Source organism: Achromobacter sp. 2789STDY5608621 (assembly GCF_001299375.1).
Taxonomy (GTDB): Bacteria; Pseudomonadota; Gammaproteobacteria; order Burkholderiales; family Burkholderiaceae_B; genus Achromobacter; species Achromobacter insuavis.
Genome location: NZ_CYTU01000014.1, coordinates 106,866 through 130,464, shown reverse-complemented (window position 1 = coordinate 130,464; position 23,599 = coordinate 106,866). Strand labels below are relative to the sequence as shown.

Sequence of the window (23,599 nt, the reverse complement as noted above, 5' to 3'; positions counted from 1 at the left end):
AGGCGTTGCGGCAGCTACTGGCGCAGCGGCGCCAGTAGCCGGTGGGGGGCGGGTATCAGAAGCGGTAGCCGACGCCCAGCGTGGCGACCCACGGATTGATGCGGGCGGTGCCGATGTGTTCGCCGTTGAGCTTCACCTTCGACTTGATGTCGATGTAGCGGATGTCGGCGTTCATGAACCAGCGTTCGCTGATCTTGATGTCCGCGCCCAGTTGCGCGGCCACGCCCCACGAATCGCCCATCTTCAGGTCCGAGCCCTTGAGCGCGCCTTCGGCCTTGGTGTCGAAGAACTTGGTGTAGTTGATGCCGACGCCGATATACGGCTGCACCATGCTGTCGGGCAGAATGTGCCATTGCAGGCTGAGGGTCGGCGGCAACTGCTTGCTCGAACCGATCTTGCCCAGTCCGCTGCCGCTCACGTCGTGCTGGAACGGCCAGGCGCCCAGCAGTTCGATGCCGATGTTGCGCGTGGCCATGTAGGCCAGCGTGAAGCTGGGGCGCACGTTGTTGTTGGCGTCGAGTTTGACGCTGCCATCGAGCACGGTGCCGTTGTCGGACGCGGGGCGGACCTGCGTCACGCCGACGCGGAACAGGATGTCGCCGGCTTCGTGGGCATGGGCGGGGGCGGCAAGCATCAGGGTGGCGCCGCAGGCAGTGGCCAGGGCAAGGGCGCGGGTGCGCCGATACATCGCGAACATTTTCCTCTCTCCGTGTATTGCGTGAATGTAGGCATTCAGGTTCGCAGAGGCGGGAAAAGCCGGTCTTGACGTGCATCAAGCGGGGACATGGCGCGTGGTTGCGGCGCCACAACCCCGCGCGAATCGGACTCAACGCAAATTGTCGGTGCCGCGCGGCACGGCATAGGCGTGGCGGAAATAGTCGCGCACCGCGCGCATCGGGCCGGTGATGTCCGCGCCCTTGCGCCACGCCAGCCCCACGTTCATTGGCGGGATCGGATCCTTCAACTGGATGGTCTCGATGCGGCGGCCCTCCAGCGACCACGGCCGATAGACCATGTCCGACAGCACCGCCACGCCGCCGCCGTTGGCCACCATGCTGCGCACCGCTTCCACCGACGAGGTGCGCAGGCGCACGTCGGGGCGGAACGGCGTCTCGCTCCAGTAGCGCAGCGCGGTGTGCGCGGCCTCGTCGACCGTGAGCATGATGAACGGTTCGTGCGCCACGTCTTCCAGCGTGACGGTGTCGCGCGCCAGCAGCGCATGGCGCGCCGGCACCCACAGCCGCCGCGGCGAGCCGAAGAAGTGCTCGACCGCCAATTCCGGATTCACCACGTTCGAGGTCAGCAGCACCGCCATGTCGTAGCGGTGCGCGATCAGGCCTTCCTCGATGGCGTTGCGGTTGAGCTCGTGCAGCTGGATGTCCAGGTTGGGATAGAGCTGCGACAGGCGCTGCAGGTGGTACGGCAGGAAGTAGCCGATCACGGTGTAGGACGCCGCCAGCAGCAGGCGTCCGCTTTCGCGCGCATCGGCGCTGGGCATGCGCAGCGCCTCGTCGACCGAGGACAGGATGTTGTAGGCGTGGTTGAGAAAGCCGCGTCCGGTCTCGGTCAGCGCCACGCCGCTGGCGCTGCGCTGGAACAGCGGCGAGCCCACGATCTCTTCCAGTTCGCGGATGGCCGTGGTGACGGCGGATTGCGAGATCGCCAGCTGGATCGCCGCTTGGGAGATCTGTCCGAGTTCGGCGGCCGCGACGAAATATTTGAGCTGCCGGAGGGTAAGCGACATGGCGGCAATATCTGATTAATAGATAGGTAGCCACCAGAATATCTGTTTATCCGCGCCATCGGGGTGCGGCAAATCTCAGGGAAATCCCTGAAATTTCATAGGAATTTATCGATCGCTCCGATTTGGTGCGTAACGTGGGGCATCTGAAATTCAGATAAGGATTGATCCAAAAAAAGAACTTTTTATCCCTCGGACGCTTCGCTACTGTGCAGGCATCGCGCGGCCAGCCGGCCTGCAAGAAGAAGGAGATCCTGTTTCATGAGCAAGGCGACGATAGACCTGAACTCCGACATGGGCGAGGGCTTTGGTTCCTGGAAGATCGGCGATGACGTGGACGACGCCATCATGCCGCTGATCAGCTCGGCCAACATCGCCACCGGCTTTCATGCCGGCGATCCCAACATCATGAACCGCACCGTGGTGATGGCGCGCGAGCATGGCATCGGCATCGGCGCGCATCCCGGCTTTCGCGACCTGGTCGGCTTCGGCCGCCGCGACCTGAACGAGAACGCCGAGGGCCTGGTCAACGACATCGTCTACCAGGTCGGCGCGCTGCGCGAATTCGCCCGCCTCTATGGCCTGCGGCTGCAGCACGTCAAGCCGCATGGCGCGCTCTACATGCGCGCCGCGCGCGACGAAACCCTGTCGCGCCGCCTGGTGCAGACGCTGCGCGACCTGGAGCCCACGCTGATGCTGTATTGCATGGAGAACTCGCTGACCTGCAAGGTGGCGCGCGAGCTGGGCCTGCCGGTGGTGCGCGAGTTCTACGCGGACCGTGACTACGACGCCAGCGGCTCCATCGTTTTCACGCGCTACACCCAGGCGCTCGATCCGGAGCAGGTGGCCGACAAGGTGCTGCGCGCGTGTACCGACGGCAAGGTGCGCACCGTGGACGGCCGCGACATTCCGATCGGCTTCGACTCCGTCTGCATCCACAGCGATACGCCCGGCGCGCTGGCGCTGGTGCAGGCCACCCGCGCCCGCCTGGAGGCGCACGGCATCCGCATCGCGCCGCCGCGGCTGTCCTGATCCGCCCATCATTCCCACACATTCCAAGGAGAAAACCCATGTCGCAGCAAGAGATCCAGAGCCCCCTGCCCGGCACCTTCTATCGCCGGCCCAGTCCCGACGCCGCGCCGTTCGTCGAGGTGGGCGCCACCATCCAGCCCGGCGACGTGGTCGGCATCGTCGAGGTGATGAAGCAGTTCAACCAGATCGAGGCCGAGATCGGCGGCGTGGTCGCCGAGATCCTGGTGGCCGACGGCGATCCGGTCGAACCGGGCCAGGCCCTGCTGCGGATCGAGGGCTGAGGCATGGGCGTGCATTCCTTCTACCGGCCGCGCCGCATCCAGACCCTGCTGGTCGCCAACCGGGGCGAGATCGCGCTGCGCGTGATCCGCGCCGCGCGCGAACTGGGCATGCGCACGGTGGCGGTCTACAGCGACGCCGACCGCGACGCGCTGGCGGTGCGCCTGGCCGACGCCGCCGTCCACATCGGGCCGGCCCACGCCACCCGCAGCTATCTGAATGCCGAGGCCCTGCTGGCCGCGGCGCGCGAGAGCGGCGCCGACGCGATCCATCCGGGCTACGGCTTCCTGGCCGAGAACGCCGATTTCTCCCAGGCCGTGACCGACGCCGGCCTGGTGTTCGTCGGCCCCGACGCCCGCACCATCCGCAGCATGGGCGACAAGGCCGCCGCGCGCGCCTGCGCCAAGGCGGCGGGCGTGCCCACGGTGCCGGGCAGCGAGGGCGTGGTGGGCTCGCTGGACGAGGCCCTGAGCCACGCGGCGCAGATCGGCTATCCGCTGATGATCAAGGCGTCCGCCGGCGGCGGCGGCCGCGGCATCCGCGTGGCGGCCGACGAGGCGCAGCTGCGCGAAGCCATTCCCATGGCCCAGGCCGAGGCGCGCGCCGCCTTCGGCGACGGCGGCGTCTACCTGGAGCGCTACCTGCCGCGCGCCCGCCACATCGAGGTGCAGGTGCTGGGCGACGGCGAGCGCGCGGTGCACCTGTTCGAGCGCGAATGCTCGCTGCAGCGCCGGCGCCAGAAGGTGTTCGAGGAGGCGCCGTCGCCGGCGCTGAGCCCCGCGCTGCGCCAGGCGCTGTGCGAATCGGCGCTGCGCCTGACCGAGTCGGTGGGCTATCGCGGCGCGGGCACGCTGGAATACCTGTACGACGAGACCCGCGGCGAGTTCTACTTCATCGAAATGAACACGCGCATCCAGGTCGAGCATCCGATCACCGAAGCCATCACCGGCATCGACCTGGTGCGCGAGATGCTGCGCATCGCCGACGGCGAGCCGCTGCGTTTCAAGCAAGCGGACATCGCCATGCGCGGCGCCGCCATCGAATGCCGCCTGAACGCCGAAGACCCGGCGCGCAACTTCGCGCCGGGCCCCGGCACCGTGTCGCACGTGCGCTGGCCGGCCGGGCCGGGCGTGCGCATCGACTCGATGGTGTACGCCGGCAGCGTGGTGCCGCCCTACTACGATTCGCTGCTGGCCAAGCTGATCGTGTGGGACGAAGACCGGGACGCCGCGCTGGCGCGGATGGCGCGCGCGCTGGATGAAACCGAATTCGAGGGCGTGCCGTCGACGCTGGCCCTGCATCGCGCCCTGGTGGCCGATCCGGACGTGCTGGCGGGCGACTATCACACCAACTACCTGGAAAGCTGGATGCAGCAGCGGGAGGGGACCCAATGACGGTGCGCTACACCCATGGCGGCGATGAATTCATCTTCGCCGAGATCAGCGAATCGATGTCGCTGGCCGCGTTCTTCAAGGGCATGGCCATCACGCGCGCGCTGCGCGAGCGCGCCGTGCCCGGCGTGAGCGAGATCTGCCCGGCCAACGCCTCGTACCAGATCCGCTACGACCCCGACCAGGTCGCGCCCGAGGCCATGCTGGCCATCCTGCGCGAGATCGAGGCCACCATCGACCTGGACAACCTGCGGCTCGACACCCGCGTCATCCAGGTGCCGGTGCTCTACAACGATCCCTGGACCCACGAGACGCTGATGCGCTTTCGCGAGCGCCACCAGGACCCGGCCTCGACCGACCTGGAGTACGCCGCGCGCATCAATGGCTTTGCCGATACCGATGCATTCATCGCGGCGCATTCCAGCGCGCCCTGGTTCGTGTCGATGGTTGGTTTCGTGGCCGGCCTGCCGTTCATGTTCCAGATGGTCGAGCGCGAGCGCCAGCTCGAAGTGCCCAAGTACCTGCGGCCGCGCACCGACACGCCCAAGCACACGGTGGGACATGGCGGCTGCTTCGCCTGCATCTATTCCGTGCGCGGCGCCGGCGGCTACCAGATGTTCGGCGTGACGCCCGCGCCGATCTTCGAGCCCGCGCAGCGCCAGGCGCACCTGCGCGACTCCATGGTGTTCTTCCGCCCCGGCGACATCGTCAAGTTCAAGCCGATCAGCCGCGCCGAGTACGACGCGGCGGTGGCGCGGGTCGAGGCCGGCACCTTCCAGCTCGACATCCGCCCCGTGTCGTTCTCGCTGTCCGAATTCATGGCGGCGCCCGAGCAGTACAACGCCCGCCTTCTGGAGACGCTCCATGCCGCATGACGAACCGCTCATCGAAGTGATCAAGCCCGGGCTGGCGACGTCGGTCCAGGATCGTGGCCGCCAGGGCTACTACCACCTGGGCATTCCGCCCTCGGGCGCGCTCGACCAGTACGCGCTGGCCGCCGCCAACCTGCTGGTGGGCAATCCCGAGGACGCGGCGGTGCTGGAATGCACGCTGATGGGCCCCGAGCTGCGTTTCACGCGCGCCGCGGTGATCGCCGTCACCGGCGCCACCATGATGCCCAGGATCGATGGCCAGGCACAGGCCTGCAACACCGCGCTGGCGGTGCCGGCCGGCGCCCGGCTGTCGTTCGATTTCGTGCAGGCCGGCGCGCGCGCCTGCCTGGCGATCGCCGGCGGCATCGACGTGCCCGAGGTGCTGGGCAGCCGCTCGACCTACACGCTGGGCGCCATTGGCGGCTTCGACGGCCGCCGCCTGCAGGCCGGCGACCGCTTGCGCGTGGGCGTGCCGCGCCCGGGGACGCGGGTCGGCCGCGCGCTGCCGCCGGAGCTCGCCAGCCAATGCCCGAAGGAGCAGGTACTGCGCGTGGTGCCGGGCCTGTACGACCATCGCCTGATGCCGGAATCGGCCGCCTCGTTCTACGAGGACGCCTGGAGCGTGACCTCGGAGGCCGACCGCATCGGCTACCGCTACAAGAAGGGCCGCGCGCTGAAGTTCCAGCCGCGCGAGCAGCCGTTCGGCGCGGGCGCCGATCCGTCCAACATCGTCGACGCCTGCTATCCCATCGGTTCCATCCAGGTGCCGGCGGGGGTGGAACCCATCATCCTGCATCGTGATGCCGTGTCCGGCGGCGGCTACGCCATGATCGGCACCGTGATCAGCGCCGATCTCGACAAGGTCGGCCAGATGCAGCCCAACCAGCAGGCCCGCTTCGAACGGGTCACGCTGGAAACGGCCTTGCAGGCCCGCAAGGACTACCGCGCCCGCCTCGACAGGCTGCGTGCCGCCATGGGTTGATCCCCGCCCCGTTTCCCCGTTGATCGTTGCTTTCCTTCCGGCCTGTTCCGACAGGCCGGGCGGGCGCGCCTGCGCCTGTGCTTTTCGAGTTTCACACGCTGCACGCCGTACTCGTCCGCATTCCGCGGTTCTTCAGCACGTCAGGAGAGCCTCCATGGCCAACCTTGCTTCCAGCTCCTCGTCCTCCGACCGGGACACTTCCCTAGCCACCGTGGCCGATGCCGACCGCATGGGCCGATTCCCGCTCACCATGGCCTGGTGGGCCGTGTGCAGCGCCATCTTCTACATCGTGGTCGGCGCCACGCTGGCGCTCAACTACGGCGCCCGCAACGCCATCATCGGCATGGTGCTGTCGGTGATTTCCTATGGCCTGATCAACGCAGTCATCTCGCGTTACGCCATCCGCACCGGCCAGTCGGTGGCGCTGTTCTCGCGCGGCGTGTTCGGCACCTCGGGCGCGGCGCTGGCCACCCTGATCTTCTTCGCCACCGCCATCTACTACGCCGTGTTCGAGGGTTCGGTGATGGCGGTGGCCGCGCACCACATGTTCCCGGCCGTGCCGTACTGGGCCTTCGCGCTGCTAGTGGTCATCTACAGCGTGCTGCTGATCTTCGGCAGCGTGCAGCGCTGGCTCGACAAGTTCAACGGCGTGCTGTTGCCGTTCTACCTGGGCGGCCTGCTGCTGGCGGTGGCGCTGGCCACGCGCGAGTACGGCTACAGCGACGCCTGGCTGGCGTTCGGCCCGGCCGGCGGGCCGGTGGCGGGCGGCTGGTGGGACGCCTACGTGTATTACATGGGCGTCTGGATCCTGATGATGTTCACCTTCGATTACGCGCGCTTCGGCCGCCGCGAGGATGCGCGCTACCACGGCCGCTACAACTTCGGCATGCCGTTCTACCTGGTCACCTTCCTGCTCAACGGCGTGGCCGGCATCTACCTGGTCGCCATCATTCCCGGCGATGGCGCCTTGAGCGAGGTGTCGGTGGTGCTGGCGCTGCTCAAGCTGATGGGACTGGGCGGCCTGTTCTTCGTCTGGGTGACGCAGACCCGCATCAACACCGCCAACTATTACCTGGCCACCATCAACATGCAGGCCTTCTTCGCGCGCTTCGGCCTGGGCCGCTGGCCCAAGGCGGCGTGGGCGGTGGTGGTGGGGCTGGTGTCGTACGCCTTGATGCTGTTCGACGTGTTCGCCTACCTGCTGCAGGCGCTGGCTTACCAGGGCATCTTCGTGGTGGCGTGGGTCGCGGTGGCGCTGGTGCACATCCTGGCGGCGGGCGAGTCCACGCCGGCGTCGGGCGGCGGCAGCGCCTACAACCGCCGTGGCCTGGGCGCCTGGTTCGCGGGCGCCGCGAGCGGCCTGGCGTTGATGCACGTGAGCGGCCTGGCCGCGACGTTCGCGGCGCCGGCCAGCTTCGTGGTGGCGGGCGTGGTGTACTGGCTGGGGCAGGCCGCGGTGTCGGGCCAGCGCATGCAGGGCGGCGGCGCCTAGCGCCATGCCGTCCGGTGGGCGCCGCGTCGACGGTGCGCCGCGCAACGATGGGCGGCGTCGCGTGTCAGGCCAGCGCGGCCAGGAACACGAGCGCGCCCAGCGCCAGCATCAGGAAGGGGCTGACGCGGGTGTAGACCAGCGCCAGCGTCGAGGCGGCGGCTACGCCCCAGGCCCACGCGCCGCCCTCGGCGGCGCGCAGCAGCGTGCACGACGAGGCCAGGATCATGCCGGCGGCGACCGGCACCAGTCCGGCCTCGATGGCGCGCACGCAGGTGGCGTGGCGATATCGCGCCCAGACCCGCGCCAGCGCATAGATCAGTAGCGAACAGGGCAGGAAGATCGCGATCGAGGTGGCGATGGCGCCGGCCCAGCCGCCCACCTGCCAGCCGATCAGCGTCACCAGCAGCGAGGCCGGCCCCGGCGTGATGCGCGACAGGGCGAAGTAGTCCAGGAACTGCGCTTCGGTGATCCAGCCATAGTTGTCGACGGCCTGGCGGTGGATTTCGGGCAGGATGCTCTGGCCGCCGCCCACCGTCAGGAACGACTGCGGCGTGAAGACCGCGAACAGGTCGTGCAGCGTGGCCAGGTTCATGGCTGTCGCTCCCGGCGCCGCAGGCGCGAATAGGCGATGCCGATCGACAGCGGCGCCATGACGCCCACCACCCACAACAACGGCAGGCGCAGCAGGAAGATGGCGGCAAAGGTCACGCCCATGACCGCGGCGGGCACCCATCCCTGCAGCGCGCGCCGCGCGGCGCGCAGGCCGGTCTGCAGCGATACGCCCACCGCCGCCGCCGCCACGCCCGCCATCGCCACGTGCAGGCCGTGCGATTGGGCCAGGCGGGCGAACAGCGCCGCGGCGGCGATCGCCACCAGCATCGGCGGCACGGTGATGCCCAGGCCGCCCAGCAGCGCGCCGGGGCCGCCGCGCAGGCGAAAGCCGATCCAGATGGCCAGGTTCACCACGTTCACGCCGGGGAACGACTGCGCCAGCGCCAGGCCGCTGAGAAAATCGGATTCGGACAGCCAGCGCCGCTGCTGCACGAATTCACGCATCATCCAGCCGCTCAGCCCGCCGCCGAAGCTGGTCAGGCCGACCTTGGCGAAGGCCAGGAAAATCTGCGGCAGCGTCGGCGGTGCGGCAACGGCGGGGTCAGCGGAGGACATGGCGGGCGGCGCGATGGGGTCGATGCCGCATCTTACGCAATGCGAAATGTCGGCTGGCTGAAAGAATTTCGCCGCCGGGCACGATGTGCCGGGCGGCGAAAGCGGGGGCCGGCCGATGGCCGGCCTGGCAACGCGGCGCGATCAGCGCGGCAGTTCGCTCGACCCCATCAGGTAGGCATCCACCGAGCGCGCGCACTGGCGGCCTTCGCGGATGGCCCAGACCACCAGGGACTGGCCGCGGCGCATGTCGCCGGCGGTGAAGACCTTCTCCACGTTGGTGCGGTAGTCGTCGGTGTTGGCGCGCACATTGCCGCGCGCATCGCGGTCGACGCCGAAGGCGTCCAGCACGGTCTGCACCGGCGACACGAAGCCCATGGCCAGCAGCACCAGATCGGCCTTGATCTCGAATTCCGAGCCTTCGACCTCGCGCATCTTCATCTGGCCGGTGGCTTCGTCCTTGAACCACTCGACGCGGGCGCCGACCAGCTTCTCGACCTTGCCGTTGCTGCCCTGCAGCAGCTTGGTGGTCACCGACCAGTCGCGTTCGCAGCCTTCCTCGTGCGAGGACGAAGTGCGCATCTTCAGCGGCCAGTACGGCCACGTCATGGTCTTGTTCTCGGATTCGGGCGGCTGGGGCATCAGCTCGAACTGCGTGACCGAGGCCGCGCCGTGTCGGTTGCTGGTGCCAACGCAGTCGGAACCGGTGTCGCCGCCGCCGATCACCACCACGTGCTTGCCCTTGGCCAGCGTCTGGTTGGTGAGGCGGTCGCCGGCCACGGCCTTGTTCTGCTGGCGCAGGAAGTCCATGGCGAAGTACACGCCCGACAGCTCGCGGCCGGGCACCGGCAGGTCGCGCGGGGTTTCCGAACCGCCGCTCATCACCACGGCGTCGAACTCGGCCAGCAGCGAGTCCGGGGTGCGCACGGTCAGGCCGTCGGCCACCGGGTCGGACGGATTGCCGACGTAGGTCGAGGGCGCGAATTCCACGCCTTCGGCTTCCATCTGCGAGATGCGGCGGTCGATCTGGTGCTTTTCCAGCTTGAAGTCGGGGATGCCGTAGCGCAGCAGGCCGCCGATGCGGTCGCTCTTCTCGAACAGCGTGACCGAGTGGCCGGCGCGCGCCAGCTGCTGCGCGCAGGCCATGCCGGCGGGGCCGGAGCCGACCACGGCGACTTTCTTGCCGGTCTTGCGCGCCGGCAGTTGCGGCGCGACCCAGCCTTCGGCCCAGCCCTTGTCGATGATGGCGTGCTCGATGGACTTGATGCCCACGGCGTCGCTGTTGATGTTCAAGGTACAGGCGGCTTCACACGGCGCCGGGCAGATGCGGCCGGTGAATTCCGGGAAGTTGTTGGTGGAGTGCAGCACGTCCAGCGCGCGGCGCCAGTCCTGCTTGTACACCAGGTCATTCCAGTCGGGGATGATGTTGTTGACCGGGCAGCCGTTGTTGCAGAACGGGATGCCGCAGTCCATGCAGCGCGCCGCCTGCTGCTTGGCCTGGTCGTCGGTCAGGTGCAGCACGAATTCGCGCCAGTTCTTCAGCCGCTTCTGCGGGGCCTCGGAGGCCTCCTGCAGACGCTGAAATTCCATAAAGCCGGTAATCTTTCCCATGGTATCCCTCACGCAGCCAGTTGTTGCGGGTTGGCTGCACGCCACATTTCACCCAATGCGCGGCGGTAGTCCGTCGGCATGACCTTTACGAATTTGCCGCGCGAGGCTTCCCAGTCGCCCAGGATTTCGCGGGCGCGGAAGCTGCCGGTGTAGCGGAAGTGGTCTTCCACCAGGCGGCGCAGGATGGCTTCATCCGTTTCGCGTTCGCCGCCGCGCTGCGCGCTGTGCCAGACGTCGATGTTGTTCTGGGCCTGCTGCTCGGCGTGCGGCACCACGGCTTCCAGTTCGACCATCGACAGGTTGGCGCGATGCTTGAGCGTGCGCTCCGGATCCCACACGTACGCCACGCCGCCCGACATGCCGGCGGCGAAGTTGCGGCCGGTGGCGCCCAGCACCACCACGGTGCCGCCGGTCATGTATTCGCAGCCGTGGTCGCCGGTGCCTTCCACCACCGTGGCGGCGCCCGAATTGCGCACCGCGAAGCGTTCGCCGGCCACGCCGTTGAAGAAGGCTTCGCCCGCCAGCGCGCCGTACAGCACGGTGTTGCCGGCGATGATGTGGTCGGGGCCGAAGCCGCGGAAGTCATTGGGCGAGCGCACGATGATGCGGCCGCCCGACAGGCCCTTGCCGACGTAGTCGTTGCCTTCGCCCACCAGGTCCATGGTGATGCCATGGGCCAGGAACGCGCCGAAGCTCTGGCCGGCGGTGCCGTTGCACTGGATGTGGATGGTGTCGTCCGGCAGGCCGTCGTGGCCGTAGCGCGCGGCCACGGCGCCCGACAGCATGGCGCCGATGGTGCGGTTGCGGTTGCGCACCGGCACGATGAACGAGACCTTCTCGCCGCGTTCCAGCGCGGGCTTGCTGCGCTCGATCAGCTGGTGATCCAGCGCGCCGGCCAGGCCGTGGTCCTGCTCTTCGGTCTGGCGCACGTCGGCGTCGGATTGGGTCTGGTGGAACACGCGGGCGAAGTCCAGGCCCTGCGCCTTCCAGTGTTCGACGCCCGAGCGCATGTCGAGCAGGTCGGCGCGGCCGATCAGGTCGTCGAACTTGCGGATGCCCAGCTGGGCCATGATCTCGCGCACTTCCTCGGCGATGAAGAAGAAGAAGTTGACGACGTGCTCGGGCTTGCCCTGGAACTTCTTGCGCAGCACCGGATCCTGCGTGGCCACGCCCACCGGGCAGGTGTTCAGGTGGCACTTGCGCATCATGATGCAGCCTTCGACGACCAGCGGCGCGGTGGCGAAGCCGAACTCGTCGGCGCCCAGCAGCGCGCCGATGACGACGTCGCGGCCGGTCTTCATCTGGCCGTCGGCCTGCACGCGGATGCGGCTGCGCAGGCGGTTCAGCACCAGCGTCTGCTGGGTCTCGGCCAGGCCGAGTTCCCACGGCGTGCCGACGTGCTTGATGGACGACACCGGCGAGGCGCCCGTGCCGCCGTCATGGCCGGCGATCACGACGTGGTCGGCCTTGGCCTTGGCCACGCCCGCGGCCACCGTGCCAACGCCGACTTCCGACACCAGCTTGACCGAAATCGAGGCCTTGGTGTTGACGTTCTTCAGGTCGTGGATCAGCTGCGCCAGGTCCTCGATCGAGTAGATGTCGTGGTGCGGCGGCGGCGAGATCAGGCCCACGCCCGGCACCGAATAGCGCAGCTTGGCGATGTATTCCGAGACCTTGTGGCCGGGCAGCTGGCCGCCCTCGCCGGGCTTGGCGCCCTGCGCCATCTTGATCTGGATCTGGTCGGCCGACGACAGGTACTCGGCGGTGACGCCGAAGCGGCCCGAGGCGACCTGCTTGATCTTCGAGCGCAGCGAGTCGCCCTTCTTGAGTTCGACGTCGGCTTCGATGCGTTCCGGGCCCAGCAGCGAGGCCAGCGTGTCGCCGTCCTTGATGGTGCTGCGGCCTTCGCGCATTTCGGCGCGGTAGCGCAGTTCGTCCTCGCCGCCTTCGCCGGTGTTGGACTTGCCGCCGATGCGGTTCATGGCGACGGCCAGCACCGAGTGCGCCTCGGTCGAGATCGAGCCCAGCGACATGGCGCCGGTGGCAAAACGCTTGACGATGTCCTTGGCCGATTCGACGTCATCGAGCGGAATGGCGCGCGACGGGTCGAAGCGGAACTCGAACAGGCCGCGCAGCGTCATGTGGCGGCGGCTCTGGTCGTTGATGATCTGCGCGTACTCCTTGTACGTGCGGTAGTTGTTGGCGCGCGAGGCGTGCTGCAGCTTGGCGATGGAGTCCGGCGTCCACATGTGCTCTTCGCCGCGCACGCGGTAGGCGTATTCGCCGCCGGCGTCGAGGTCGTTGGCCAGGACCGGGTCGCTGCTGAACGCGGCGCGGTGCTGGCGCAGCGCTTCCTCGGCCACCTGGAAGATGCCGATGCCTTCGATGTTGGAGGCGGTGCCGGTGAAGTACTTGTTCACCAGGCTGCTCTGCAGGCCGACCGCCTCGAAGATCTGGGCGCCGGTGTAGGACATGTAGGTGGAAATGCCCATCTTGGACATCACCTTGTTCAGGCCCTTGCCAATCGCCTTGATGAAGTTCTTGACGGCCTTTTCCGGGTCGCTCATCTTGCCCAGCGATTCCAGCGCCAGGTAGGGGTGGATGGCCTCGGCGCCATAGCCGCCCAGCAGCGCGAAGTGGTGCACTTCGCGGGCCGAGCCGGTTTCCACCACCAGGCCGGTGTTGGTGCGCAGGCCGGCGCGGATCAGATGCTGGTGCACCGCCGAGGTGGCCAGCAGCGCGGGGATGGCCACGCGCTCGCCGTCGACCAGGCGGTCCGACACGATCAGGATGTTGTAGCCGCTTTGCACCGCGTCCACGGCGCGCGCGCACAGGGCGGCCACGCGGGCTTCAATGCCCTCGGGACCCCAGGCGGCCGGGTAGGTGATGTCCAGCTCGAAGCTGCGGAACTTCTTGCCCGTCACCTGTTCGATGTCGCGGATCTGCGCCATGGCGGCGAAGTCCAGCACCGGCTGCGACACTTCCAGGCGCAGCGGCGGGTTGACGTTGTTGATGTCCAGCAGGTTGGGCTTGGGGCCGATGAACGACACCAGCGACATCACCATCTGCTCGCGGATCGGGTCGATCGGCGGGTTGGTGACCTGGGCGAACAATTGGCGGAAATAGTTGTAGAACGGCTTGGCGCGGTCGGACAGCACGGCCAGCGGGGCGTCGTTGCCCATCGAGCCGATCACTTCCTCGCCGGTCGAGGCCATGGGTTCCAGGATGAACTTGTAGTCTTCCTGGGTCCAGCCGAAGGCCTGCTGGCGATCCAGCAGCGCCACCGGCGACTGCGTGGGCACGGCGGCCTGGCGCGGGGCCGGCAGCGATTCCAGCTTGATCTGCAGGCGTTCGATCCACTGGCGGTACGGACGGCTGTTGGCCAGCTGCAGCTTGATCTCGGCGTCGTCGATGATGCGGCCCTGTTCCAGGTCGATCAGGAACATCTTGCCCGGCTGCAGGCGCCACTTCTTGATGATGCGGTTTTCCGGGATCGACAGGGTGCCGGCTTCGGAAGCCAGGATGACCATGTCGTCGTCGGTCACCAGGTAGCGCGCCGGGCGCAGGCCGTTGCGGTCGAGCGTGGCGCCGATCTGGCGGCCGTCGGTGAACGCGACCGCGGCGGGGCCGTCCCACGGTTCCATCATGGCGGCGTGGTATTCGTAGAAAGCGCGGCGGCTTTCGTCCATCTGCGTGTGCTGTTCCCAGGCTTCCGGGATCATCATCATCATGGCGTGGGCCAGCGAGTAGCCCGAGTTCACCAGCAGTTCCAGGCAGTTGTCGAACGTGGCGGTGTCCGACTGGCCTTCATAGACGATGGGGTACAGCTTCTTCAGGTCGTCGCCCAGCACGGCCGACTGCATCATGCCTTCGCGGGCGCGCAGCCAGTTGAAGTTGCCCTTGACCGTGTTGATTTCGCCGTTGTGGGCGATCATGCGGTACGGGTGGGCCAGCGGCCAGGCCGGGAAGGTGTTGGTCGAGAAGCGTTGGTGCACCAGCGCCAGCGCCGACACGGTGCGCGGGTCGGCCAGGTCGCGGTAGTAGCGGCCGACCTGGTCGGCCAGCAGCAGGCCCTTGTAGACCACGGTGCGCACCGAGGCCGAGGGCACGAAGTATTCCTTGCCGTGCGCCAGGTGCATGTTCTGGATGGCGTGGCTGGCGGTCTTGCGGATCACGTACAGCTTGCGCTCGAGCGCGTCCGGCACCATCACGTCGGCGCCGCGGCCGATGAACAACTGGCGGATCACGGGTTCGCAGTCGCGCACGGTGGGCGACATGGGCATGTCGACGTCCACGGGCACGTTGCGCCAGCCCAGCACGACCTGGCCTTCGGCGCGCACCGAGCGCTCGAGTTCCTGTTCGCAGGCCAGGCGCGAGGCCGTTTCCTTGGGCAGGAACACCATGGCCACGCCGTATTCGCCGGGCGGGGGCAGGGTGATGCCGTGCTGCGCGAACTCGTCGCGGTACAGCGTATCGGGGATCTGGATCAGGATGCCGGCGCCGTCGCCCATCAGCTTGTCCGCGCCCACCGCGCCGCGGTGATCCAGGTTTTCCAGGATCTTCAGGCCTTGCTGGATGATGGCGTGGCTTTTCTTGCCCTTGATGTGCGCCACGAACCCCACGCCACAGGCGTCATGTTCGTTCTTGGGGTGGTACAGGCCCTGGGCAGGCGGCAGGCCGATGCGGCTGGCATCGATCGGGGTCGCCTTGGGGGTGGGACAGGATTCGTTCGGGGTGATTTGGGGCATGGCGCGCTCCGCAGTAAGACTGCGTTCTAATGTTGCAGTGCAGGAACGGACAATACCCCCGAGAGCAGTAGGGTGCAATAGGAATATAAGGGGTGTGACCCTAATTAATTAGATGCACCGTCATAGAGCATTAATATGGGGACGCAACAACGGCCGCGCCAATCAAGGCTTGCCAAGGGGGTGTGCCGGCCGGCATCGACCCTGGGGGGATAAATCCCCCATTTTCCCTATGTTCAGTCCCCAATTATTGTGATGCTTTTTGGCAAATCCGGCAGGTCGTTCGGCGCCCGTTGGGCCGAGCTGGAGCACGCGATCATGCCGCCGCGATGTGCTCGCGGCGGCATGAAAAAAGCGCCCGAAGGCGCTGTGTCAGGAAGACGATCCGCTTCCGGAGGTTCCGCTGGTGGGCGGCGGTGACGCCGACGGTGCGGACACCGCGGCATCGCTGTCGGACTCGGCGGCGGCCGGCGTGGCCGGCTTCTTGCGCGGGCGTCCGCGCTGGCCCGGGGCCACGCGGCGGCTGGCGGTGTGGGCCAGGCTGGCGATGAAACTCGGGCCGCCCAGCGCCCACTGGCCCGAAACGGCCTGATCGATGCGCTGGCTTTCCTCGCGCGACAGGCCGTCCTGCAGGCGCTTGCGGTAGTTGGCCTGGCGATCGAACGGCGTGTTGCCGCAGGCCCAGTAGTCGGCGTGGTCGGACTGCCACTGCGCCGGCGCGGCGGTGGTGTTGCCGGTATGGCTGGAGGCCGACGACCAGGGCCAGGAATCGGGATCCTGCGAGGCGCCGCTGCGCACCGGGTAGGTTTCCAGCCAGACCAGCGCGGGCAGCACCCAGGCGCCGGGTTCGAGCAGGGCCGATCGGTAGCGTCCGGCGAACACCCGGCCGCCGCGCAGGCGCGCCGCCAGGTTGCGCCCCAGCGTCTGCATCAGGCGCGGCAGGCCTTCCTCGTCGGCGGGGGTGGCCAGCAGCAGGATGCGGTCGTTGGCGAGCAGCCAGCCGTGCACCGACACGCGGTGGCGCTGGGCGGATTCGCCCAGCCACGTGGCCAGCTGGTTGAGGATATCGGCCGGGGCGGGCTGTGATGCCGCCGCCAGCGGCTGAATGAAGTTGGCCTGCACCAGTTGGGGCAGCCCAGGGGCGTACAGACGGGGCAGACGGGCCATAGTGTCAGGGCTTGCGCTTCCAGAAGAACGGGTTGTCTTCTCTCACGTATATAAATAGTGCCACGGTGAACGCTGGTCAAGCCCCGCGATCACAATATGGGCGCGGAATCGCTACTTTTTGTGGAAAGGACTCCAATTCGGGCAGGTTAACATTCGGCGACGGATCCTCGTACCGTGGATATACCCTAATTCCGACCGAATTTTCTTCAGCCTCAGACCCGGAGACTTCCCATGCCCGCCTCCCTGGAACTCATTTCCCAGCATCGTTGTTTCGGGGGTTCGCAGCGCTATTACCGCCATGAGTCGGCCGAGATCGGCCTGCCGATGCGGTTTTCGGTGTTCGTCCCGCCGCAGGCCGAGCACGGCCCGGTGCCGGTGCTGTTCTATCTGGCCGGCCTGACCTGCACCGAGGAAACCTTCATGATCAAGGCGGGCGCGCAGCGCCTGGCCGCCGAACTGGGCGTGATGCTGGTGGCGCCCGACACCAGCCCGCGCGGCGCCAATGTGCCCGGTGAAGACGAAAGCTGGGACCTGGGCACCGGCGCCGGTTTCTACCTGGACGCCACCACCGCGCCCTGGCGCGCCCGCTACCGGATGGACAGCTACGTGACCCGCGAGCTCCATGGCATCGTCACCACCGCCCTGCCCGGCGACGCCGCGCGCGTCGGCATTTTCGGCCACTCGATGGGCGGCCACGGCGCGCTGGTGCTGGCGCTGCGCAATCCGGGCAAGTTCCGCTCGGTCTCGGCCTTCGCCCCGATCGCCGCGCCCAGCCAGTGCCCCTGGGGCCAGAAGGCGTTCGGCGCCTACCTGGGCGAGAACCGCGACGACTGGGCCGCCTACGATGCCTCGGCGCTGATGCGCGGCCTGCGCCAGCCGTTCCCCGACGGCATCCTGGTCGACCAGGGCACCGCCGACCAGTTCCTGGCCGAGCAGTTGTATCCCGAGGTATTCGAGGCCGCCTGCGCCAGCGCCGGCCAGCCGCTGACGCTGCGCCGCCAGGAGGGCTACGACCATGGCTATTACTTCATCTCGACCTTCATCGAGGATCACATCCGGTTTCACGTCGAGCGGCTTGGAAAGCCGGCGGCCTGACGCCCCGCTTCTATACTGGGCGGCCTGCCGTGGCAGGCCCGCGGCGTCCCCCGCCCGGTCCCCGGCCGTGGCGTTCTTTGCATAGGATCGCCTGATTTGATCAACGGAATCGCTCCCTTCGTCTGGATCCTGCTGGCCGCGGTGGTCGTCTTCCTGCCGGGCCTGGCGATGCTGCTGGGCAAGGGCGGCCCGCGCGACGAGCGCGGCCGGCGCACCTTCCAGTTCCGGCCCGTGCGGCGCGTGTTCGGCCTGTTGCTGCTGTTGCTGGGCGGCGTGTCGGGGCTGCTGGCGCTGTCGCTGGTTCAGTTCTTCAAGCTGACCACGGACGAACCGGTCGCCCGGATCGAGATCCGCCAGCAGGCGGAGGGCCAGTTCCAGGTCAGCGCCACCGCGCCAGGCGTGGGCACCAAGCAGTACGTGCTGTACGGCGACCAGTGGCAGATCGACGCCCGCGTGGTGCGCTGGCGTCTGCCGGCCCTGATGGCCGGCGTGTCGCCCCTGTATCGCCTGGAGCGCCTGTCCGGCCGCTACAGCGACGCCGCGCGCGAGGCCTCGGCGACGCGTTCGGTGCACGCGCTGGACGACTGGCCGGCGCCGGACCTGGGCTCGCTCAAGCAGAGCTTCCCGAACTGGTTCCCCTTTGTCGATGTCCAATTCGGCAGCGCGGCCTACATGCCGTTGTTCGACGGCGCGAAGTACCAGGTCTATATGGATCCCCGCGGCGCGCTGTTCGCGCGTCCGGATGGCGAGGCCACCGCGGCCGGCCTGAAGCGCCTGGGCTGGTAGCCGGGCCGTTTGGCCCGTGGCGGACCCGCCTGGCGAGCCGGACCCCAGCCCTGCCGACAGCCGGGGATTTAAAATGGGGTCGTATCAAGGAAAGGAAACTTTGACGCGCCGCAATAGTCGAATTAGCACTCCCTTTACTAGAGTGCTAACATCGAATCCATGTCTTTACCCCTTCGCCTTCCGGAGACCGTCGCAATGAAACAACCCAGTACTTCGTTGGCCACGTCCGGCAACGCCCTGGCGTTGGCCATCGCCAATCCGGGCGCGCTCGGCACGATCGACGCCTACATCTCGGCCGTGAACCGCCTGCCGGTCCTGTCGGCCGAACGCGAAACCGAACTTGGCCGTCGCCTGCGCGACAGCGAAGACCTGGGCGCCGCGCGCGAGCTGGTGCTGTCGCACCTGCGACTGGTGGTGTCGGTCGCGCGCCAGTACCTGGGCTATGGATTGCCTCACGCCGACCTGATCCAGGAAGGCAACGTCGGCCTGATGAAGGCCGTCAAGCGGTTCGACCCCGAGCGCGGCGTGCGCCTGGTGTCGTTCGCCGTGCACTGGATCAAGGCCGAGATCCACGAATACATCATCCGCAACTGGCGCCTGGTCAAGGTAGCGACCACCAAGGCCCAGCGCAAGCTGTTCTTCAACCTGCGCAGCATGCGCCCGGACGGCCAGACGCTGGACCCGGAACAGGTCGACCACATCGCGCGCGAACTCAACGTGCGCCGCGAGGACGTCAGCGAAATGGAAGTGCGCCTGTCCGGCCGCGACATGTCGCTCGAGAACCAGGACGACGATGACGACAGCTACGCGCCCATCGCCTACCTGTCCGACGAAGGCCGCCAGGAGCCGACCCGCGTGCTGGAACGCGCCGCGCGCGACCAGCTGCAGAGCTCGGGCCTGTCGAGCGCGCTGGAAGCGCTCGACCCGCGTTCGCGCCGCATCGTCGAAGCGCGCTGGCTGCAGGACGACGGCGGCGCCACGCTGCATGAACTGGCGCAGGAATTCGGCGTGTCGGCCGAGCGCATCCGCCAGATCGAGGCGGCCGCGCTGAAGAAGATGCGCGGCAACCTGGCCGCCTGATTCTCCGCCACATCCTCCCCGCCGCATCCATGCCCAGGGCCGCGATTCGCGGCCCTTTTCTTTGGTTCCGCCGCCTGTGCGCGCCTGTGGGAAGGGGCCGTGGCGGCCGTTGTCGCGACGCACCAATAAATTGATACAAATTCACCGCGAAATAACGGGCCATTTCAGAAACTTAATGAGGTGGGCGCCGCCTAACTTCACGTAGACCGCAAACTTTGGTTGGCAGTCTTGTCATCCGTCTCGGCTTCTCCTCTTTCCCCTCCCCTATGAGACGGATGCTTGCGGGGCACCACGCATATGGTGCCCCGTTTTTTATTGCGCGCGCGAAACGCGCGGCGCCTGCTCAGGCCGCTTGCGCGCTGTCGGGGCCGGGCTGCGTCGCCTGCCACAGCGCGTCCTGCACGCGCCGCACGCCGGTGGCCATGGAGCCATCCTGGTAAAGCTTGATCCAGCGATAGCCGGGCGCGAGGTTGTCGACCACGTGCTTGCCGTCGCGGATGCTGAACTGGAAGCAGGTGGACGGCGTGGCGAGCATGCGCAGGTTGTGGCGGCGGCGGTCGAACTCGTGGTGCACGTGGCCCCACAGCAGCACCCGCACCTGCGGCCAGCGCGTCAGCAGCTTGAACAGCGCCTGCGGGTTGTCGATCATCATCGAGTCGTGCCAGTGGCTGTCGATCTGCATCGGGTTGTGGTGCATGGCCAGCAGCGTGTGCCGTCCGGGCGCCTCGGCCAGCGCGGCTTCCAGCAGGTCGAGCTGGCTGTCGGGCAGGTGGCCGGCGTTCGAGCCGGGCACGGTGGTGTCCAGCGAGACCACGCGCCAGGCGCCCACGTCCGTCACCGGCACCGACCATTCGGGCAGTTCATGGCGCATCGCCACGGGCAGGTCGTGGTTGCCCGGCAGGCAACGGATCCGGGCGCCTTCCAGCGCCGGCGCGGCGCCCAGCATGGCGGCCAGGCGCTGGTAGGCGGCGGGCTCGCCGTCCTGGGACAGGTCGCCGGTGGCCAGCAGCAGGTCGGGATGCTTGCCGTCGGCCTCGATCTGGCGCAGCACGGCGCGCAGGCTGGCATCGGTGTTGACGCCGAGCATCACGGTGTCGGGCTCGCCGAACAGGTGGCAATCGGTCAGCTGGACGAGCATGGCCGGGGCGTCGGTGCGCCGGGCCAGGGTATGGACGCGTGCCAAGTGCGGCTCCTGCGAAGTTTCTGCACGGCCCCTACCATACCGAAAAAACATGGCGCGGCGCGCATCGCCCGGCCCGATCGGGGTAACGAAACGTGCGCCGGAAATATCTGTTCGCCGGAATCGACCGGAAAACCCGCTATTCTTGTGGAACTTCTCACAAGCTTCATGATCGGGACGCGGCGTTATCCATGGATGTAGGTTTTCTCGTATTCGGCCTGGCCGGGCTGTTGACCCTGGTGTGCTTCATGCCGCCGCTGGCTGGCCGCCTCAAGCTGCCCTACTCGGTGCTGCTGGCTATCGTCGGCTGCTTGCTGGGCATCATCGTGCACGTCCATGGCTGGGCGCCGAGCTGGATCGGCGACTTCCTCGACTCGCTGGAACGGTTCGAGATCTCCTCCGAGACCTTCCTGATGGTGTTCCTGCCGGTGCTGTTGTTCGAGACCGCGCTGTCCATGAACGTGCGGCGCCTGATGGACGACATCGGCCCGATCCTGATGATGGCCATCGTCGCGGTGGTGGTGTGCACCGTGGTGGTCGGCGTGACGCTGGACGCGATCTCGTCCTATGGCCTGGTGGTCTGTCTGCTGCTGGGCGCCATCGTGGCGACCACCGATCCGGTGGCGGTGGTGGGCATCTTCCGCGAAGTGGGCGCTCCCAAGCGCCTGACCACGCTGGTGGAAGGCGAAAGCCTGTTCAACGACGCCGCGTCGATCGCCTTGTACTCGGTGCTGCTGGCCGTGCTGGGCGGCCATGGCGAACTGACCGTCAGCGGCATCTTCAATGACTTCATCGTGCACTTCATCGGCGGCGGCATCGCCGGCTTCGCCATGGGGCGCCTGGCCTGTTTCCTGTTCGCCTGGCTGCGCGGCTTTCCCACGGCCGAGATCACGCTGACGCTGACGCTGGCCTATCTGTCCTTCTTCATCTCCGAGCACTACCTGAACGTGTCGGGCGTGGTCGCCACGGTGATCGCCGGCCTGGTGGTGGGGTCGACCGGCCGCACCCGCATGTCGCCGACCACCTTCGAATACCTGTCGAGCGCCTGGGAACAATTCGGCTTCTGGGCCAACTCCCTCATCTTCCTGTTCGCGGCCATGCTGATCCCCAAGCTGATGGCGGCCGCCGACTGGCAGGAACTGGTGCTGGTGGCCGTGGTGTTCCTGGTGACGCTGGTGGCGCGGGCCATCGTGGTGTTCGGCCTGCTGCCGTTGCTGGGGCTGACCAAGCTGGGCACCAAGGTCAGCAACCCTTATAAGGCGGTGATGCTGTGGGGCGGCCTGCGCGGCGCCGTGTCGCTGGCCCTGGCGCTGGCCGTGACCGAGCAGACCGGCGTGGCCGAGGAGGCGCGCCAGTTCATCGCGGTGGCCACCACCGGCTTCGTGCTGCTGACGCTGTTCGTCAACGGCATCAGCCTGCGGCCGCTGATCCGGATGCTGGGGCTGAACCAGCTGTCGCCGGTCGAGCGCACCATCCGCAATCAGGCGCTGGCGGTGGCGCTGGAAGACCTGCAGGGCAAGACCGAGGAAGTCGCCAAGACCGAGCATATCGGCAGCGAGGTGCGCGACCGCATCCGCGCCGTGTTCGACGCCAGCCTGACCAGCGTGCACGACGGCCAGGTCAGCCAGATGAGCGACGAGCAGCGGGTGGCGGTGGGCCTGGCGATCGTGGCGCAGCGCGAGGAGGAAATGTTCTTCGACATCCTCAAGGCGCAGATCGTCGACTGGCGCATGGCGGAAACGCTGCTGGCGCGGGCCGAACGGCTGGAGGACGCGATCCGAATGGGCGGGGTGCCGGGCTTCGAGCGCGCCATCATCGCCGACGTGCGCTATTCCTCGGGCTTCCGGCTGGCCTTGCGGCTGCATTACCTGTTCGGTTTCCAGGGCTGGCTGGCGCGCGAGCTGGGCCATCGTTTCGCCAACCTGATGAGCAAGCGGTCGGTGGCGCAACGCCTGATCGTGTTCGCGCGCGAGCAGATCACGCCGCTGCTGGGGGAAACCGCCACGCAGCGCATCGTGTCGCTGCACCAGCGCCGCCTGGACCTGATCGAGAACGCGATGCAGGCGCTGAACCTGCAATACCCGTCGTATGCGCAGTGGCTGCAGGAAAGCTATCTGGGCCGGGTGGCGCGCGAGCTGGAGCGGATCCGCTACCGCGACATGCTGGAACAGTTCCTGATCAGCGGCGAGGTCTACGCCGACCTGATGGCGCAGTTGAAGAGCCGCTGGGCGCATATCGACACGCATCCGCCGCTGGATATCGAGATGAGCGCGGCCGACCTGATCAACCGCGTGCCGCTGTTCGAGGGGCTGTCGGCCGATTCGCTGCGCGCCATCAGCAAGCTGCTCAAGCCGCGCCTGTCGCTGCCCGATCAGCGCGTGCTGACCAAGGGCCGGCATGGCGAAGAGATGTGCTTCGTGGCGTCGGGCGCGGTGGCGGTGCACCTGCCGGACAACACCATGATCGAACTGGGCAGCGGCGAGTTCTTCGGCGAACTCGGCCTGCTGGGCGAGCAGCAGATCGCGCCCGAGGTGACCTCGCTGGGCTACAGCAAGCTGCTGATGCTGTCGTCGCGCGATTTCCACGCCCTGCTGGCGCGCGACGAGCACCTGCGCGAGCGCATCCAGGTGGTGGCCAAGCAGCGCCTGCGCGCCATCGAGGTCTGGAAGCAGTTCTCGCAGGCCAACGCGGCGCCGGCGCCCGCGCCCGCGCCGGCGTCGGCGCTCACGCCGTCACAGGCGGCGGAAGCGGCCGAGGCCGCGGGGGCGGCGGATAGCGGGCTCGATACGCGGGCGGTGCAGGCGCTGCGGGCGGCCGAGCCGCAGCAGGGCGATAAGCGCCCTGCGCCGTTGCAGCAGGTCGAGACGCGCGCCGCGCCGTTGCAGCAGGTGGAGACGCGCCAGGCCGAGGCGCACAAGACCGACGCGCGAGACCCCGACGCGCGAGAAGCCGACGCGGCGCCAGGAGGCGCCAGCGCCTGAT

18 protein-coding genes are annotated in these 23,599 nt (G+C 67.8%); 10 read left to right on the top strand and 8 right to left on the bottom strand.

Going from position 1 to position 23,599, the window contains the following annotated elements; genetic code table 11:
* Positions 1-55 precede the first annotated feature (55 nt).
* Together AOZ53_RS16000 and AOZ53_RS15995 are read right to left on the bottom strand one after the other, a co-directional pair.
* A complete protein-coding gene (locus tag AOZ53_RS16000; protein ID WP_054433756.1) occupies positions 56-697 on the bottom strand; it encodes an OmpW/AlkL family protein in 642 nt (213 codons plus the stop codon).
* A gap of 129 nt (positions 698-826) precedes the next feature.
* Entirely contained in the window at positions 827-1,744 is a 918-nt protein-coding gene (locus AOZ53_RS15995; protein ID WP_054433757.1) for a LysR family transcriptional regulator, read from the bottom strand.
* A gap of 258 nt (positions 1,745-2,002) precedes the next feature.
* Between AOZ53_RS15995 and AOZ53_RS15990 the strand changes: the two genes are divergently transcribed.
* From AOZ53_RS15990 to AOZ53_RS15965, 6 genes are all read left to right on the top strand, one after another.
* Entirely contained in the window at positions 2,003-2,773 is a 771-nt protein-coding gene (locus tag AOZ53_RS15990) for a 5-oxoprolinase subunit PxpA (protein WP_049070601.1), read from the top strand.
* A 38-nt stretch (positions 2,774-2,811) separates the two neighbouring features.
* A complete protein-coding gene (locus AOZ53_RS15985; RefSeq protein ID WP_054433758.1) occupies positions 2,812-3,054 on the top strand; it encodes an acetyl-CoA carboxylase in 243 nt (80 codons plus the stop codon).
* A 3-nt stretch (positions 3,055-3,057) separates the two neighbouring features.
* Positions 3,058-4,446, top strand: coding sequence for an acetyl-CoA carboxylase biotin carboxylase subunit (locus tag AOZ53_RS15980; RefSeq protein ID WP_054475205.1), 1,389 nt, complete (start codon positions 3,058-3,060; stop codon positions 4,444-4,446).
* The gene (locus tag AOZ53_RS15975) at positions 4,443-5,318 is read left to right on the top strand and encodes a 5-oxoprolinase subunit B family protein (protein ID WP_054433762.1); all 876 of its coding nucleotides are present in this window, start codon (positions 4,443-4,445) and stop codon (positions 5,316-5,318) included. Before AOZ53_RS15980 ends, AOZ53_RS15975 begins: the two co-directional genes overlap by 4 nt.
* Positions 5,308-6,297, top strand: coding sequence for a 5-oxoprolinase subunit C family protein (locus AOZ53_RS15970; protein WP_054433764.1), 990 nt, complete (start codon positions 5,308-5,310; stop codon positions 6,295-6,297). The genes AOZ53_RS15975 and AOZ53_RS15970 overlap by 11 nt, the downstream gene beginning before the upstream one ends.
* 154 nt (positions 6,298-6,451) lie before the next feature.
* The gene (locus AOZ53_RS15965; protein WP_054488457.1) at positions 6,452-7,789 is read left to right on the top strand and encodes a purine-cytosine permease family protein; all 1,338 of its coding nucleotides are present in this window, start codon (positions 6,452-6,454) and stop codon (positions 7,787-7,789) included.
* Between the two features lie 64 nt (positions 7,790-7,853).
* Here AOZ53_RS15965 and AOZ53_RS15960 read toward each other — a convergent pair whose 3' ends face one another.
* The 5 genes from AOZ53_RS15960 to AOZ53_RS15940 form a co-directional block, all read right to left on the bottom strand.
* Positions 7,854-8,381: a chromate transporter gene (locus AOZ53_RS15960; RefSeq protein ID WP_054488455.1), complete on the bottom strand. Its 528-nt coding sequence runs from the start codon at positions 8,379-8,381 to the stop codon at positions 7,854-7,856.
* Positions 8,378-8,956 carry a chromate transporter gene (locus AOZ53_RS15955; protein ID WP_054488454.1) on the bottom strand — a complete coding sequence of 193 codons (579 nt, stop codon included), beginning with the start codon at positions 8,954-8,956 and terminating at the stop codon, positions 8,378-8,380. The genes AOZ53_RS15960 and AOZ53_RS15955 overlap by 4 nt, the downstream gene beginning before the upstream one ends.
* A 141-nt stretch (positions 8,957-9,097) precedes the next feature.
* On the bottom strand, positions 9,098-10,564 hold the full coding sequence (locus tag AOZ53_RS15950) for a glutamate synthase subunit beta (RefSeq protein WP_054433771.1): 1,467 nt from the start codon (positions 10,562-10,564) through the stop codon (positions 9,098-9,100).
* 8 nt (positions 10,565-10,572) lie between these two features.
* Positions 10,573-15,312 (bottom strand): glutamate synthase-related protein, encoded by a 4,740-nt coding sequence (locus AOZ53_RS15945; protein WP_054433773.1) that lies wholly within the window; start codon positions 15,310-15,312, stop codon positions 10,573-10,575.
* 369 nt (positions 15,313-15,681) lie between these two features.
* On the bottom strand, positions 15,682-16,476 hold the full coding sequence (locus AOZ53_RS15940) for a hypothetical protein (protein WP_054433774.1): 795 nt from the start codon (positions 16,474-16,476) through the stop codon (positions 15,682-15,684).
* Between the two features lie 231 nt (positions 16,477-16,707).
* Between AOZ53_RS15940 and fghA the strand changes: the two genes are divergently transcribed.
* The 3 genes from fghA to rpoH all read left to right on the top strand — a co-directional run bounded on the left by fghA (position 16,708) and on the right by rpoH (position 19,437).
* Complete coding sequence (fghA, locus tag AOZ53_RS15935; RefSeq protein WP_054475193.1) at positions 16,708-17,571, top strand: S-formylglutathione hydrolase; 864 nt, start codon at positions 16,708-16,710, stop codon at positions 17,569-17,571.
* A gap of 96 nt (positions 17,572-17,667) precedes the next feature.
* A complete protein-coding gene (locus tag AOZ53_RS15930; protein WP_054488452.1) occupies positions 17,668-18,357 on the top strand; it encodes a hypothetical protein in 690 nt (229 codons plus the stop codon).
* A 195-nt stretch (positions 18,358-18,552) separates the two neighbouring features.
* Positions 18,553-19,437: an RNA polymerase sigma factor RpoH gene (gene rpoH / locus AOZ53_RS15925; RefSeq protein WP_006388088.1), complete on the top strand. Its 885-nt coding sequence runs from the start codon at positions 18,553-18,555 to the stop codon at positions 19,435-19,437.
* Positions 19,438-19,780: 343 nt separating this feature from the next.
* On the opposite strand, the gene cpdA is transcribed toward rpoH, so the two are convergent.
* A complete protein-coding gene (cpdA, locus tag AOZ53_RS15920) occupies positions 19,781-20,620 on the bottom strand; it encodes a 3',5'-cyclic-AMP phosphodiesterase (RefSeq protein ID WP_054488449.1) in 840 nt (279 codons plus the stop codon).
* Between the two features lie 188 nt (positions 20,621-20,808).
* On the opposite strand from cpdA, the gene AOZ53_RS15915 reads away from it, so the two are divergent.
* Positions 20,809-23,598, top strand: coding sequence for a cation:proton antiporter (locus AOZ53_RS15915; RefSeq protein WP_054433781.1), 2,790 nt, complete (start codon positions 20,809-20,811; stop codon positions 23,596-23,598).
* Position 23,599 lies beyond the last annotated feature (1 nt).